Raw genomic sequence first — 14,370 nt, 5'->3', positions numbered from 1 at the left:
CAGAATGGAGCAGCACCGATGCAGAACGATCCCACCACCGGGCAGGCGCCCATCTTCTCCTCTGTCCGCAGCGAAGCAGGCAAGGCCCGCGTCAAGGCGGCCCTGAACGGTTTCCAGTCCCGCCCGGACAAGGTGCAGCCCTCCATCCCCGACAAGATCGCCGCGGTCAAAGCCAGCTTTGACCTCACCGCCGTTTCGCCGCTCGACATCGACCGGATGTTCGACGCGCTGGTCGAAGCCGGCCAGCCGGTCACCGCGCCCATGCTGCTGTTGAATTCGATGGGGGCCGCGTTCCGCGGACGCCTTGCCGCGATCACCGGCAACCCCTTTGATGCGGCGCGTCCGATGGACCTGGTCGCCGTGGCGAAACTGCAGATCCAGCGCGCCCGCAAGCAGGGCGGCAGCAGTGCCAGCTGGGAAGCTTTCCTGGCGTTCCTGGCCCCGCAGGCCGCAACGCCCGCCCCGGTCGCGGCGGCAGCGCCCGCCGCCCCGCTGGCCGAGAAGCCAACCCCGATGGCCCATATCAGCCAGTTGGCCCAGACCGCGCAGACCGGCGCACAGATGCACCCGCACTGACCGGCCACGCGCCCGCCGTCGCATCACGCTGCCCAGCGATGCTGCGACAGGGCGAGCAGGCAGACTCAATCAGCCCCTTCCCGCCGGAAGGGGCTGATCTGCGTTTTGCCATGTGGAACGCAGGGCGTCTTGCCCGATGCGGGCCGCCCGGATCAGTTGCTCGCGGCGCTGCCCCCGGCGGAGCCTTCGACCGTCGCCTCCGCGCCAGCTTCCGCCTCGGTCGGCGCGCTCAGCAGCTTCTTGGCATTTGCAGCCGCATCATCCAGCGCCTGACCGGCATCGCCGGTCGCCGCATCCGTGGCCGCTCCGGCCGCTTCCGCAGCCTCGGTTGCCGCCGCTCCGGCGGCATCAGCGCCCTTGGTGATCGCCTCTGCTGCCGCCTCGGCGGCGGCATCAGCACCCGCCTCGGCAGAGCCCGCCGCGGCGATGCCGGAATCCAGCGCCTCGCTGGCGCTGTCGGCCGCGCTGTCAATCGCACCTTCCACGGCCTCCTCAACGGCCTTGGCAGCCTGGTTCACCGTTTCACCCACCGTGGCGGCGGCTTCGCTCGCCACTTCGCCCGCGGCCTCAACGGCCTCGCCGAGCGCATCCGCAGCCTCATCCACGCTCTCCGGCAGGTCTGCTTCGGGCACCGTCTCCACCTGCACCTGCTCGGGCTCGGTCACGGGGGCTGTCTGGGGCGCATCCTCGGTTGTCGCCACCGGCGCGCTGTCCTGCGGCTGCTGGCCCCTGATCACCACATAGCCCCCCACCGCTGCGGCCCCCAGGGCCGCCAGGATCAATAGCTGTTTCATCATGCTTTCCTTCCTAGTTCCGGCCTCCGCCGCGCGGGCCGACGGGATTTGCCCCGCAAGACCATGCACATCCGCAGATGCCTCACACCCGCCACATGGCGATGCGCGCGGCCTTCCTCAAGGGGGAAGTTTCCCGACCACGCCTCATGCGCGCGCGACCGCCGTCGTCCCCCGGCCAACCGCACCGTTCTGCCCCCTTCCACCCCCTGTTTTGGCAGCAATTGCAACATGCGGCCTTGAAAAGCAGCTTTCCTGCCGCCATACCGCCCATAGGCCTTGAATCACAGGCGCGGGAGCAGTAGCTTTCCCGCACTTTTTGCAATGACAGAAGGATCACAGTCATAGCCCGCAGACCTCATAACGCGCCGCCGCAACGTGACACCGGCCCGCGCGTCAACGAAAAAATCCGTGCCCCCGAAATCCGCCTGATCGGTGCCGATGGCGAAAACGTTGGGGTCGTGCATCCCGCGAAAGCCATGGACATGGCGGCAGAGGCCGGATTGGATCTGGTTGAAATCTCGCCCAACGCCAACCCGCCCGTGTGCAAGATCATGGACTTTGGCAAGTTCAAGTACGAACAGCAAAAGCGCGAGAGCGAAGCCCGCAAGAAGCAGAAGATCATCGAGGTCAAAGAGGTCAAGTTCCGTCCCAACACGGACACTCATGACTATGATGTGAAGATGCGCAACGTCTACAAGTTCCTCGAGAACGGCGACAAGGTGAAAGTCACCCTGCGCTTCCGGGGGCGCGAGATGGCTCACCAGAACCTGGGCCGCGAACTGCTGGAACGCGTCGCCGAGGACATCAAGGAACTGGGCAAGGTCGAGAACATGCCCAAGATGGAAGGCCGTCAGATGATCATGATGATCGGCCCGCTGGCGAAGAAATAAGCCGCAGCGCCCCCGCGGCGCCCGGACATAAAGAAAGCCCCGCAGGCGCTGCCGCGGGGCTTTCGCTTTGGCACGGGCGGCCCGCAGGCGTCAGCCCGCCGCCGCCACCGCCCGTTTGGTCATCACCGCGACCAGATGCGCGCGGTACTCCTTGGAGCCGTGCAGATCGGCGATCATGCCCTCTGCATCCACGCTCAGCCCGTCCAGCGCATCAGGCGCAAAATTGGCACTCAGCGCCGCCTCCGCCTCGCGCCAGCGGAACACGCCCTCCTCCGACGCGCCGGTGACCGCAACCCGCACCCCGTCAGAGAACCTGGCCACGAACACCCCCACCAGCGCAAAGCGCGACGCGGGCTGCACGAACTTCTGGTAGTTGGCTTTCTCCGGCACCGGGAAGCGCACCGCGGTGATGATCTCGCCCTCCTCCAGCGCGGTCTCGAACAGCCCCTGGAAATAGTCATCCGCTTCGATCTCGCGGCTGTTGGTGACGATGGTCGCGCCGCTGCCCAGCGCCGCCGCCGGGTAGCAGGCGGCGGGGTCGTTGTTGGCCAGCGAGCCGCCGATGGTGCCGCGGTTGCGCACCGCCGGATCGCCGATGTGGCTGGCCAGCTCCGCCAGCGCCGGATAGCTGGCGGCCCCGGCGGCCACCGCCGCATGGGTCGCCGCACCCCCGATGGTCAGCACGCCACCGCTGTCGCTGATGCCCTGCATCTCGGTGATTCCCGACAGGCTGACCAGTTTGGACGGCATCGCCAGCCGCTGCTTCAAGGTCGGGATCAGCGTCTGCCCGCCGCCCAGCGCCTGGGCGTCCTCCTCCGTCAGCGCCGCCACCGCCTCACCCACGGTCGCAGGCTTTACAAACTCGAATTCATACATCGTGTATCCTTTCCGAAAACCGGCACTCCGGCCTTCATCTTTCCGAAAATACTCCGGGGGTATGGGGGCAGCGCCCCCATGAACCCTTAGCCGTTCATCGCCGCCCAGACCCGCGCAGGGCTCAGCGGCATGTCGATATGGGTCACGTTCTTGCCCGCCGATTGCAGCGCATCCACCACCGCGTTGACCACCGCGGGCGGCGAGCCGATCGCGCCCGCCTCGCCGCAGCCCTTCACGCCCAGGGGATTGTGCGTGCAGGGCGTCTGGCAGGAATGATCCACCTGGTAGAACGGCACATCATCCGCCCGCGGCATCGCGTAATCCATGAAGGAGGCCGACAAGAGCTGGCCGTCCTGGTCATAGGCGGCGTTTTCCAAGAGCGCCTGGCCAATGCCCTGCCCCAGCCCGCCATGGACCTGGCCGTCGACGATCATCGGGTTGATGATATTGCCGAAATCATCCGCAGCCGAGAACCGCTCAATGGTGACCTTGCCGGTGTCGGGATCGACCTCCACCTCGCAGGCATAGGCGCCCGAGGGATAGGTAAAGTTCGCCGGATCGTAAAACGCGGTCTCCTCCAGCCCCGGCTCCAGCTCCTCCAGCGGGTAGTTGTGCGGCACATAGGCGGTCAGCGTGACATCGCCCCAGGCCACCGATTTGTCGGTGCCCGCAACGGTGAACTGGCCGTCCTTCAGCTCGATATCCGCGTCCGAGGCCTCCAGCAGGTGGGCGGCGATCTTCTTCGCCTTGGCGATGATCTTCTCGGTCGCGCGCACCATGGCCGAGCCGCAGACCGCGATGGAGCGCGAGCCATAGGTGCCCATGCCAAAGGGCACACGGCCGGTGTCGCCATGCACGATATCGACCATGCTCTCGTCGATGCCGATCATGTCGGCAACGACCTGCGGGAAGGAGGTTTCGTGCCCTTGCCCGTGGCTGTGCGCGCCGACGAAGACGCTGATGGTGCCGGTGGCGTTCACCCGCACCGTTGCAGCATCGTACAGGCCCGCGCGCGCGCCCAGCATGCCGACGATGTTCGAGGGCGCAATCCCGCAGGCCTCGATATAGCAATTGACGCCCATGCCGCGCAGCTTGCCCTTCTTCTCGCTTTCCGCACGGCGGGCGGCAAAGCCCGCGACGTCGGCGATCTCCTCCAGCTTGTCCATGGTGGCGGTGTAATCGCCGGTGTCATAGGTCAGCGCCACCGGGGTTTCATAGGGGAACTCGGTGATGAAGTTCTGCCGCCGCAGCGCAATCGGGTCGACGCCCAGCTCGCGCGCGGCCTTGTCGATCACGCGCTCCAGCTGGAAGGTCGCCTCGGGCCGACCCGCACCGCGGTAGGCGTCGACCGGCACCGTGTTGGTGAACACCGTCTTCACGTTCACCTGCACCACCGGCGTCTTGTAGTTGCCCGCCATCAGCGTGCCGTGCAGGTAGCTGGGCACCGAGGTGGCAAAGGTCGACAGATACGCGCCCATGTTCGCCATCGTGTTGGTGCGCAGCGCGGTGAAGTTGTTGTTGCTGTCCAGCGCCAGCTCGATCTTGGTCACATGGTCGCGGCCATGGGCGTCCGAGATGAATGCCTCGGACCTTGTCGAGGTCCATTTCACCGGCCGCCCGCAGGCCTTGGCCGCATGGGTGCAGAACGCCTCCTCGGCGTAGTGAAAGATCTTGGAGCCAAAGCCGCCGCCCACATCCGGCGCCACCACGCGGACTTTGTGCTCGGGCAGGCCCAGCACAAAGGCGCACATCAACAGGCGGATCACATGAGGGTTCTGGCTGGTGGTGTGCAGCGTGTATTCATCGGTGCCGCGGCTGTATTCGCCAATGGCCACGCGCGGCTCCATCGGGTTGGCGACCAGCCGGTTGTTGACCAGCTCCAGCGTGGTGACATGCGCCGCCGCATCAAAGGCCGCCTGCACCGCGTCGTCGTCGTCATTGCCGAACACCCAGTCATAGCAGAGGTTTGAGCTGAGATCCTCATGCACCTTGGCGCTGTCCTCCGCCAATGCCGCGGCCATGTCGACCACCACCGGCTTGTCCGTGAGGTCCAGTTCGATCGCCTCGGCGGCGTCGCGGGCCTGTTCCAGCGTGTCGGCGACCACGGCGGCGACGATCTCGCCCACGTGGCGGATGGTGCCATCGGCGATGATCGGGTGGCGCGGCTCCTGTTGCGGGTTGCCGTGACGGTCGGTCACGCCCCATCCGCAGGGGATGCCGCCGACCTCGGCAAAGTCCGCGCCGGTGAAGATTTTCACCACGCCAGGCATCGCCTCGGCGGCGCTGGTGTCGATGGAATTGATGGTTGCATGGGCCACGTCGGCGCGCAGGAAATGCACATACGCCTGTCCGTGCACGTTGATGTCGTCGGTGTAATTGCCGGCGCCGGTCAGAAAGCGCACGTCCTCGCGCCGCTTGGGGCTGGCGCCGATACCGCTGTCGTTGTCCTTGGGCATGTCTGAAGTCTCCTCCCTGGAGGCTGCGGCCATTGGCGCAGCTCTTGGTATTCACTCCTTTTGCAGGTCAGGCCGGGCACCGGCCTGCGGTCGTCGCATATGGGGGGCGGCGGTTATTCCGCCGCGATGGCAGAGACATCCTGCCCCGAAGCCGCAAGGATCGCCTTGATGATATTGTGGTAGCCGGTGCAGCGGCACAGGTTGCCCTCAAGGTATTCGCGGATCTCCGCCTCGGTGGGCTTGGGGTTGTCCTTCAGCAGCGCCGCCGCCGACATCACCATGCCCGGCGTGCAGAAGCCGCATTGCAGACCGTGGTGGTCCTGGAACGCCTGCTGGATCACGTTGAGCGAGCCGTCGGCGTTGGCCTGCCCCTCGATGGTGGCAACATCCGAGCCGTCGGCTTCCTGTGCCAGCATGGTGCAGGATTTCACCGCCTTGCCGTCCACATGCACCACGCAGGCGCCGCACTGGCTGGTGTCGCAGCCCACATGGGTGCCGGTCAGCCCCAGCGTGTCGCGCAGGAACGAGGACAGCAGCGTGCGCCCCTCGACCTCGCCGCTGGCAGCCTTGCCGTTCACGGTCATTGAGACCTTGGCCATAGTACCCTCCCTTAGCTTGTTCTTGTCTGGCTGAGCAGAGTTAAACACGCCCCGGGCGCGGTGCGAAGTGTTTTTGCCCTTCTGGTCTGGGTAAAATTCACGTCAGCGACACTTACCTATGGTTGCAGAGTGCCCCGCCCCGCCGACTTGTTCGCAATACGCTCAACCCGCGGCTTCGCGGCGCGGCATCGGACGGGTGGGAATTTCCTTCAGCAGCCCGCCGATGCCCATTGCGGCGATGTCGTCCGACGAGACTTCCACCCCGCAGAGCACCCGCTCCAGCACCCAGTCGGCACCGTTCAGGGCGGGCGAGCGGGCGCAGCCCGGCAGGCCGATCACCGGGCGACCCTGGTATTGCCCCAGGAACAGGAGGTTGCCGGGATCCACCGGCATCCCGAAGCGGGTGACGCTGCCGCCCGCCCGGCGCAGCGCCTGCGGTGCCACGTCCATCGCGTCCGAGGTGGCAGAGCCGGTCAGCACCAGCAAGAGCTCGCCCGGAGCCTCGGAAATCGCCGCCGCCAGATCCGCCTCGCGGTGCGGCACCACCACGCGGTCCGACAGCGAAACGCCCATACGGTCGAGCCGCCCGGCCATGGCGGCGCGGCCCTTGTCCGGCGGGATATCCGCGCTGACGCGGGTTTCGATCAGCGTGGCGCTTGCGATCACCGGCGGCAGCACTCGCAGCGCCCCGGCGGCACCGGCGCAGGCCTGACGGACCAGAGCCTCGGCCACCGCATAGGAGATCACCTTGATCGTCGCGATCATGCCCCCCGCATCGGCGCGGTGGTAATCCGGCACCGTGGCGATGGTCAGCATCGCGTCGACCGCGTTGAAGGCCTGCAGCCGGGCGCGGTCCAGCCGCACCAGCCCGGCGTGGGCGGCGTAAAGGTTTACCCGCCCGGTGCCCGCGCCCGACACACGGATGCCCTGCGCCTCCGGCTCCGGCGCCAGCGCCCGTGCCAGCGCCTCGGACGCGGCGTCTTCGTGCAAATCGTCCGCGTCCAGCCGGGCAACGGTCAGGGTGTCATGGCCCGCCGCCGACAGCTCGGCCAGGTCAGCGGCGCGCAGCAGCGTGCCCTTGGCCACCTTGCGGCTGGCCCCCTGCAGCGAATGCGCCAGGATCGCGCCCTCGGCCTGGGCGAGCGGAACGGGGCCGAATTTCATTGCGACTTGCCGCGCAGCACCGCGGTCATCTCGGCGAGGATCGAGACGGCGATCTCGGCCGGGCTGGCCGCGCCGATGTCGAGGCCCACGGGGCCGTGAATGCGGGCGATCTGATGCTCGGTGAACCCCGCCTGCTGCAGGCGGGCGACGCGGGCGGCGTGGGTCTTCTTGCTGCCCAGCGCGCCGATATAGAACACATCGCCCCCCAGCGCCGCGGTGAGCGCCGGATCGTCGAGTTTCGGATCATGTGTCAGCAGCACCAGCGCCGTGCGGCTGTCGAGGCCGAGCTTTTCGACGGCTTCGTCGGGCCAGTCGTCCATCAGGGTTTCGCCCGGGAACCGCTCGGGCGCGGCAAAGGCGGTGCGCGGGTCGATGATGACGGGATCATAGCCGGCGATCCGCGCCATCGGCACCAGCGCCTGGGTGATGTGGACCGCGCCGACGCAGACCAGCCGCAAGGGCGGGTTGTGGACCGCGACAAAGGTCTCGCCGTCGTCTTCGATCCCGGAGCGATCCATGCGCATCCGGTCGGCATGGCCCTCGAGGCCGAGCCGCCGCGCGCCGGTGGCGAGGTTCACCTCATAGGCGACCGGCCGGCGGGCGGCGCGGGCCGCGACGAGGTCTTCCAGCATGCCCAGCGGCAGCGCGCTGCCGACCGGTTCCACCAGCACCTTGATGGTGCCGCCGCAGGCCAGCCCCACGGCAAAGGCATCGGCGTCGCTGACCCCGTATTCCAGCAGCCGGTGCTGGCCGTCCTGCAGCGCCTCCAGCGCCTCGGCCACCACCGCGCCCTCGACGCAGCCGCCGGAGACGGAGCCCTCGATGCGGCCATCGCCGGCGACCACCAGCTGCGAGCCCGCCCGCCGCGGCGCCGAGCCCCAGGTCTGCACCACGGTGGCCAGCGCGGCGCCGCTGCCCGCCCGGTGCCAGTCCAGCGCGGTTTCCGGGGCATTTTCAAAACGGGGCGGCTGCGGCATCTGGCTGTCTCCGACTAGGGGCTTGGGGGTCTGTCTAAGGTCGGCCTTAGCCCGCTGAATTTCAAGCCGCAACCGCGGCGTCAGTGCAGGCCCATCAGGCGGGCCTTTTCGCCGCTATCGCCCGGGTCGCCGATCACCTGCGCCAGATCCTGCAGCGAGGCGATGGAGTGGCCGGCGCGGAAGCTGTCCACATGCGGCAGCATCGCCCGGATGCCGGCCGCCTTGGGGGCAAAGCCGTCCCAGCGCAAAAGCGGGTTCAGCCAGATCAGGCGGCGCGCCGACAGCTGCAGCCGCTGCATCTCGCGCGACAGAGCGTCCGCATCGCCGCGGTCCAGCCCGTCGGTGATCAGCAGCACCACCGCCCCCTGCCCCAGTACCCGGCGCGACCAGTCGCGGTTGAAGGCGTGCAGGCAGTCACCGATGCGGGTGCCGCCCTCCCAGTCCTGCGCCTCGCTCCCCGCGGCAGAGAGCGCGGCATCCACATCGCGCTGATGCAGATGGCGGGTGATATTGGTGAGGCGGGTGCCGAAGGTGAAGCCATGCACCCGCGCCCAGCCCGCGTCCCTGGCATTGGCGGCGGCGTGCAGGAAATGCAGGATGATGCGGCTGTACTGGCTCATCGAGCCGGAGATGTCGCAGAGCACCACCAGCGCCGGGCGGCGGATGCGGCGCTTGGCGCGGGCGATCGCCTGCAGCTCGCCGCCCTGCCGCGCGGCGGTGCGCAGGGTCCGGCGCCAATCAGCGCGCGCGCCCCGCGGCGCGGCCATCAGGCGGCGCGACTGGATCGGCGGCACCGGCAGTTTCAGCCGCGCCAGGATGCGCTTGGCGGCGGCGGCCTCGGCGGTGGTCATCTGCTCGAAATCCAGCGTGCGCAGCCGTTCCCGGGACGAGGCGGTGCGCGCGGCGTCGATCTGGATGTCGCCGCCCTCGGGTTCTTCGGCCGGGGTGTCGGGCTGGCTGGCCATGCCGTCCAGCAGCGCCTCTGCCGCGCGTTGCTCGGCGGGTTTGGCGGCGCGGTCCTGCTGCACGCCGCGGATCGCGGGCAGCATCGCCGCCATCATGCGTTCGAGATAGCGCGGATCCCGCCAGAACAGCCGGAAGACCTGGGCAAAGACCACGCGGTGCTCGGGCTTGGAGACGAAACAGGCGTGCAGCACCCAGTAGAAATCCTGGCGGCTGGTGAAACCCGCCGCCGCCACCGCCTCCACCGCGTTCAGCACCCGGCCCGGGCCGATGGTCAGCCCCGCCTTGCGCAGGGCGCGGGCGAAATGGGCGATGTTTGCGGCCAGCCGGGGGGTGTCCGGCAGCGGCAGCGGCGGATAATCCGGCATCAGCAGGTTCCATGGGGGCGCTGCCCCCATACCCCCGGAGTATTTGTGCAAAGGTGAAGCATCAGGCGCTGCCCAGACCGGCGCGGGCCTGGTCGAGGATGCGCTTGGCCTCGGAGCCGTGCAGACGGGCAATGTCGTCCTGGTATTTCAGGATCGCGCCCAGGGTGTCGGCGATCACCTCGGGGCTGAGGGCGATGACGTCGAGCGCGAGCAGGCAATTGGCCCAGTCGATGGTTTCGGCCACGCCCGGCTTCTTGAACAGATCCTCGGTGCGCAGGGCCTGCACGAAGGCGACGATCTCGCGGCTCAGCGCCTCGCTTGCGCCCGGCGCACGGGCGTGCAGGATCTCCAGCTCGCGCGGGAAATCCGGGTAGTCGACCCAATGGTAAAGGCAGCGGCGCTTCAGCGCGTCATGCACCTCGCGGGTGCGGTTGGAGGTGAGGATGACGATCGGCGGCGCGGGCGCGGTGACGGTGCCGAGTTCGGGGATCGTCACCTGGAAGTCGCTGAGCGCCTCCAGCAGGAAGGCCTCGAAGGGCTCATCGGTGCGGTCCAGCTCGTCGATCAGCAGCACCGGCGGGCCGGCCTCATCCGGGCGCAGCGCCTGCAGGAGCGGGCGTTCGATCAGGTAGTCATCGGAAAACAGATCCGCCTGCAGCGCGGCGCGGTCGGCGCGGCCCGTGGCCTCGGCACTGCGGATGGCGACCATCTGGGCGGCGAAGTTCCATTCATAGACGGCGCTGGCGGCATCCAGCCCCTCGTAGCATTGCAGCCGGATCAGGCGGCGGCCGAGGGCAGCGGCCAGCGCCTTGGCGATCTCGGTCTTGCCGGTGCCGGCCTCGCCTTCGAGGAACAGCGGGCGGCCGAGTTTGAGCGACAGGAACACCACCGTCGCCAGCGCGCGGCCGCAGACGTAGCCCTGCTGTGCAAGCTGCTGCTGGACCTGTTCGATCGATTGCACTGGCGGCATTGGCGGTTCTCCCCATGGTTGCTGCGCATCCCATGCCGACAACAGGCCACGGCAACGCCCTTGCGGTCAAGAGATGTCCGGGCGGTTGTAAAACCCCGGCAGCACGGTAGACTCTGGCGCAACCGATGGTCCCATGCGCATGGGGCCGCAGGCACGCAGGTAACAGGATACCCCCCCCGCATGACGCCCCAGCCCCTCCCCCGTATTGCAGCCCCCGGCTGCCGCAGGTGAGCGCGATGCGTGCCCTGGCTGTTCTGTGCGTGCGCAACGAGGCTGCCTTCCTGCTGGAGTGGCTGGCCCACCACCGCGCTGCGGGATTCACCGACTTCCTCGTGTTTTCAAACGATTGCCAGGACGGCACCGACCAGATGCTGGACCGGCTGGCGGAGCTCGGGCAGCTGACCCATGTGCGCAACGACGGCCCCTATGACCAGGGCGGCATCCAGTTCACCGCGCTGAAGACGGCCGACAGGCACCCGCTGATGAAAGCCGCCGACTGGGTGATGGTGCTGGACATCGACGAGTTCGTCTGCGTCAAGACCGGCGGCGGGCAGCTCGCGGATCTGCTGGCGGCGCTGCCGCAGGCCGATGCCGTGACGCTGACCTGGCGGCTGTTCGGCAATGGCGGCATCGTGCGCTACGAGGATCGCCCGGTGACGGAACAGTTTATCCGCTGCGCCCCGGAGGTGATCCACTGGCCGTGGCGCGCGACGATGTTCAAGACGCTGTACCGCAACGATGGCACCTATCGCAAATGTGGCGTGCACCGCCCCCGCGATGCCCGGGACGCGGAGCGGCTGGCCCGGTTCCGCTGGTACGACTGCGAGGGGCGCGCGCTGGGGGAGGCCTTTCGCAAGCAACGCCTGTTCAACGACTACGGCCAGTCCAACACCCGCCTCGCCCAGCTGAACCACTACCCGCTGGGCGCGATGGAAAGCTACGTGCTGAAGGCAGATCGCGGCCGCGTCAACCGGCAGGCGGAGCTTGGCATGGATTACTGGGTCGAGCGCAATTACGGCAGCATCGAGGACGACGCGGCGCAGCGCCTCGCCCCGGCCCGCGCCGCGCTGCAGGCCGAGCTGATGGATGATCCGGTGCTGGCCCGGCTGCATCACGCGGCGGTGCAGTGGCGGCATGATCGCTTTGCCCAGCTGATGGAGCAGGAGACCTATCGCGCCCTGTTCGCGCGCCTGCTGATGACGCCGCCGTCGCGCCCGATCAGCCCGGCGGCGGCGGGGTTGCTGCGCCGCTTTGCGCTGCGCGCCCCGCCGGACAAGGATTGAAGCGTCACGGGGGGGCGACGCGGCTGCGCTCTCGGCAGATCGCCGCCGAATGGGCGCTGCAAGGCCGCATTAACGCATGAGTTTTTCCAAATTTGGCCTTATTTCCAACCTAGCCTTTAACGGCAGGCAGCCCTGAAAGCGGCGCAGCGCGGGCAGTAAGGATGGCACAGATGCAGGATGGACTTGAAAACCTGGACGAGGATCTTTCCGGGCTCGATACCGCCCAGTGGAAGGCCCGTATTGCCGAGCTGGCCGAAACCAACGGCATGTACCAGCCGCTGGGCAAGCGGCATTTCGCGACCTTCATCGAACAGGGGGACACGCTGCTGGTCACCTTCGAGACCATGCAAGGCATCCACAACCTGTCCGACCTGGCGCAGCCGCTGGGCTTTGACCTGGTCAAGAACCTGGGCTGGTCGCATATGTGCGTGGTCTCCGACGGCGACACCTGGTTCCGCGACGAGCAGATCTATGCCTTTTTCGATCAGCTGATCGACGATGGCTTCTTTGACGAATTCGACAACGTGATCTTCTACGGTGCCGGCCCCTGCGGTTATGCGGCGGCGGCCTATTCCGTTGCCGCCCCCGGCGCCTCGGTGGTGGCCGTCCAGCCGCAGGCCACGCTGGAGCCGCGGATGACCGAATGGGACGACCGTTTCACCGAGCAACGGCGGCTGTGCTTCACCGACCGCTATGGCTATGCGCCCGACATGCTGGACGCCGCTGAACGCGCCTATGTGATCTATGATCCGCAGGAACGGCTGGACGCGATGCACGCGTCGCTGTTTGCCCGCAAGAACGTCACCCGCCTGCGCGCGATGCACATGGGCGAGGCCGTGCAGACCCGGCTGATTGAGATGGACATGCTGTACCACATCCTGTCGATGGCGGGCAGCGGCAAGCTGACGGCGACGGCCTTCTACAAGCTGTTCCGCAACCGGCGCAACAACTCCTACTTCCTGCGCAACCTGCTGGCGCGGCTGGAGCGGGACGACCGCTGCTACCTGATGGCCCTTCTGTGCCGCAACGTGACCGAACGGATGCGCGCGCCCCGGTTCCGCCGCCGCCTGACCGACCTGGAACAGCGGGCCGCGAACGGCGAATTCCACCTGCCCGCAAAACGCTGAGGGCGCACGCCTCGCAGCCCTCCGGGAGACGTCGGAATACCCGCGCGCGGACGCCCCCTGCGGCGCATTGCGCGGCTTCTTTTTCGCTCGCCCCTGTGCTAGGCGAGCGGCATGACCCAGGACCTGACCATCCCCCGCCCCGACGACTGGCATCTGCATCTGCGCGATGGCGCGATGCTGGAGGCCGTGCTGCCCGAGACCGCCCGCCATTTCGGCCGGGCCATCATCATGCCCAACCTGGTGCCGCCGGTGGTGACCTCCGCGCAGGCCGCGGCCTACCGGGACCGGATTCTCGCCGCCCTGCCCGACGGCATGAGCTTCGAGCCGCTGATGACCCTGTATCTCACCGAGGACACCGACCCGGAAGACGTCGCCGCCGCCCATGCCAGCGGGCTGGTCAAGGCGGTAAAGCTTTATCCGGCGGGGGCCACCACCAACTCGGCCTCGGGCGTGACCAATTTCGACAATGTCCGCCCGGTACTGGAGAAAATGGCCGAGATCGGCCTGCCGCTGTGCACCCATGGCGAGGTCACCGATCACGACATCGACATCTTTGACCGCGAGGCGGTGTTCATCGACCGGGTGCTGGACCCGATCCGCCGCGCCACCCCGGGGCTGCGCGTGGTGATGGAGCATATCACCACCAGCAATGCCGCCGATTACGTGCGCTCGCAGGACAAGGATCTGGGCGCGACGATCACCACCCACCACCTGATCATCAACCGCAACCACATCCTCGTCGGCGGCATCAAGCCGCATTACTACTGCCTGCCCGTCGCCAAGCGCGAGGAACACCGGCTGGCCCTGCGTGCCGCCGCCACCTCGGGCGATGCGCGGTTCTTCCTCGGAACCGACTCGGCGCCGCACACCGATCCCAACAAGCTCAGCGAGTGCGGCTGTGCGGGCTGCTTCACGGCCACCAACACCATGTCGCTGCTGGCGCATGTGTTCGAGGAAGAAGGCGCGCTCGACAAGCTGGCGGGCTTTGCCTCGGAGAACGGCCCGGCCTTCTATCGCCTGCCGGTCAGCACGCAGCGCCTGACGCTGCGCAAGTCCGAGACTGCGGTCGAGTTCCCGGCCAAGATCGCCACCGCCGACGGGCCGGTGACGGTGTTTGACCCCGGCTTAGAGGTGTTCTGGGCCGTCGCCGACGACTGAGCAAGACCCGCTGAACAGCTGCGCGGGCGCGCGCCGGTCGCCCACCCGCGCAGCTGTCTGATGACGGTCACGCCCCGGCCGCGTTGCGGCCCCCATCCGCCGTGACTGCGCTGCCGGACAACTGGCCGAATTGCCACACGCGTTAACTATCCCGCCAGCGAATCGGCTT

General features: G+C 67.8%; 13 protein-coding genes. 5 read left to right on the top strand and 8 right to left on the bottom strand.

Annotated elements, in window-relative coordinates; all coding sequences use genetic code 11:
* Nucleotides 1-18: 18 nt before the first annotated feature.
* Nucleotides 19-576 (top strand): hypothetical protein, encoded by a 558-nt coding sequence (locus tag ACZ52D_RS13470; protein ID WP_464441626.1) that lies wholly within the window; start codon nt 19-21, stop codon nt 574-576.
* 152 nt (nt 577-728) lie between these two features.
* On the opposite strand, the gene ACZ52D_RS13465 is transcribed toward ACZ52D_RS13470, so the two are convergent.
* A complete protein-coding gene (locus ACZ52D_RS13465; RefSeq protein WP_464441625.1) occupies nt 729-1,370 on the bottom strand; it encodes a hypothetical protein in 642 nt (213 codons plus the stop codon).
* Nucleotides 1,371-1,702: 332 nt separating this feature from the next.
* Here ACZ52D_RS13465 and infC point away from each other — a divergent pair, with 332 nt between their 5' ends.
* A complete protein-coding gene (gene infC / locus ACZ52D_RS13460; protein WP_464443139.1) occupies nt 1,703-2,260 on the top strand; it encodes a translation initiation factor IF-3 in 558 nt (185 codons plus the stop codon).
* A gap of 90 nt (nt 2,261-2,350) precedes the next feature.
* Here the strand turns inward: infC and ACZ52D_RS13455 are convergent, their stop codons facing one another.
* From ACZ52D_RS13455 to ACZ52D_RS13425, 7 genes are all read right to left on the bottom strand, one after another.
* On the bottom strand, nt 2,351-3,136 hold the full coding sequence (locus tag ACZ52D_RS13455) for an FAD binding domain-containing protein (protein ID WP_464441624.1): 786 nt from the start codon (nt 3,134-3,136) through the stop codon (nt 2,351-2,353).
* An 86-nt stretch (nt 3,137-3,222) separates the two neighbouring features.
* Nucleotides 3,223-5,592: a xanthine dehydrogenase family protein molybdopterin-binding subunit gene (locus ACZ52D_RS13450; protein WP_464441623.1), complete on the bottom strand. Its 2,370-nt coding sequence runs from the start codon at nt 5,590-5,592 to the stop codon at nt 3,223-3,225.
* A 113-nt stretch (nt 5,593-5,705) separates the two neighbouring features.
* The gene (locus tag ACZ52D_RS13445; RefSeq protein ID WP_222453528.1) at nt 5,706-6,191 is read right to left on the bottom strand and encodes a (2Fe-2S)-binding protein; all 486 of its coding nucleotides are present in this window, start codon (nt 6,189-6,191) and stop codon (nt 5,706-5,708) included.
* A gap of 162 nt (nt 6,192-6,353) precedes the next feature.
* On the bottom strand, nt 6,354-7,355 hold the full coding sequence (locus tag ACZ52D_RS13440) for a molybdopterin-binding protein (protein ID WP_464441622.1): 1,002 nt from the start codon (nt 7,353-7,355) through the stop codon (nt 6,354-6,356).
* Nucleotides 7,352-8,332: an XdhC family protein gene (locus ACZ52D_RS13435; RefSeq protein ID WP_464441621.1), complete on the bottom strand. Its 981-nt coding sequence runs from the start codon at nt 8,330-8,332 to the stop codon at nt 7,352-7,354. Before ACZ52D_RS13435 ends, ACZ52D_RS13440 begins: the two co-directional genes overlap by 4 nt.
* Before the next feature lie 80 nt (nt 8,333-8,412).
* Nucleotides 8,413-9,663 (bottom strand): vWA domain-containing protein, encoded by a 1,251-nt coding sequence (locus tag ACZ52D_RS13430; RefSeq protein ID WP_464441620.1) that lies wholly within the window; start codon nt 9,661-9,663, stop codon nt 8,413-8,415.
* A gap of 61 nt (nt 9,664-9,724) precedes the next feature.
* Nucleotides 9,725-10,633, bottom strand: a complete 909-nt coding sequence (locus ACZ52D_RS13425; protein ID WP_417472460.1) for an AAA family ATPase — start codon at nt 10,631-10,633, stop codon at nt 9,725-9,727.
* Nucleotides 10,634-10,869: 236 nt separating this feature from the next.
* Here ACZ52D_RS13425 and ACZ52D_RS13420 point away from each other — a divergent pair, with 236 nt between their 5' ends.
* From ACZ52D_RS13420 to pyrC, 3 genes are all read left to right on the top strand, one after another.
* Nucleotides 10,870-11,916, top strand: a complete 1,047-nt coding sequence (locus ACZ52D_RS13420; RefSeq protein ID WP_464441619.1) for a glycosyltransferase family 2 protein — start codon at nt 10,870-10,872, stop codon at nt 11,914-11,916.
* Between the two features lie 170 nt (nt 11,917-12,086).
* On the top strand, nt 12,087-13,043 hold the full coding sequence (locus ACZ52D_RS13415; protein WP_222453534.1) for a hypothetical protein: 957 nt from the start codon (nt 12,087-12,089) through the stop codon (nt 13,041-13,043).
* 111 nt (nt 13,044-13,154) lie between these two features.
* On the top strand, nt 13,155-14,201 hold the full coding sequence (pyrC, locus tag ACZ52D_RS13410) for a dihydroorotase (protein ID WP_464441618.1): 1,047 nt from the start codon (nt 13,155-13,157) through the stop codon (nt 14,199-14,201).
* Nucleotides 14,202-14,370 lie beyond the last annotated feature (169 nt).

This window comes from Leisingera sp. S2M4 (genome assembly GCF_055398055.1).
Note: the sequence above shows the minus strand (reverse complement) of the source record. Positions and strands in the feature narration are given on the sequence as shown.

Bases quoted from the DNA above. Each gene is read 5' to 3' on its own strand.
- ACZ52D_RS13470 (WP_464441626.1), top strand. From the start codon at position 19: ATGCAGAACGATCCCACCACCGGGCAGGCGCCCATCTTCTCCTCTGTC.
- ACZ52D_RS13465 (WP_464441625.1), bottom strand. From the start codon at position 1,370: ATGAAACAGCTATTGATCCTGGCGGCCCTGGGGGCCGCAGCGGTGGGG.
- ACZ52D_RS13455 (WP_464441624.1), bottom strand. From the start codon at position 3,136: ATGTATGAATTCGAGTTTGTAAAGCCTGCGACCGTGGGTGAGGCGGTG.
- ACZ52D_RS13450 (WP_464441623.1), bottom strand. From the start codon at position 5,592: ATGCCCAAGGACAACGACAGCGGTATCGGCGCCAGCCCCAAGCGGCGC.
- ACZ52D_RS13445 (WP_222453528.1), bottom strand. From the start codon at position 6,191: ATGGCCAAGGTCTCAATGACCGTGAACGGCAAGGCTGCCAGCGGCGAG.
- ACZ52D_RS13440 (WP_464441622.1), bottom strand. From the start codon at position 7,355: ATGAAATTCGGCCCCGTTCCGCTCGCCCAGGCCGAGGGCGCGATCCTG.
- ACZ52D_RS13435 (WP_464441621.1), bottom strand. From the start codon at position 8,332: ATGCCGCAGCCGCCCCGTTTTGAAAATGCCCCGGAAACCGCGCTGGAC.
- ACZ52D_RS13430 (WP_464441620.1), bottom strand. From the start codon at position 9,663: ATGCCGGATTATCCGCCGCTGCCGCTGCCGGACACCCCCCGGCTGGCC.
- ACZ52D_RS13425 (WP_417472460.1), bottom strand. From the start codon at position 10,633: ATGCCGCCAGTGCAATCGATCGAACAGGTCCAGCAGCAGCTTGCACAG.
- ACZ52D_RS13420 (WP_464441619.1), top strand. From the start codon at position 10,870: ATGCGTGCCCTGGCTGTTCTGTGCGTGCGCAACGAGGCTGCCTTCCTG.
- ACZ52D_RS13415 (WP_222453534.1), top strand. From the start codon at position 12,087: ATGCAGGATGGACTTGAAAACCTGGACGAGGATCTTTCCGGGCTCGAT.
- pyrC (WP_464441618.1), top strand. From the start codon at position 13,155: ATGACCCAGGACCTGACCATCCCCCGCCCCGACGACTGGCATCTGCAT.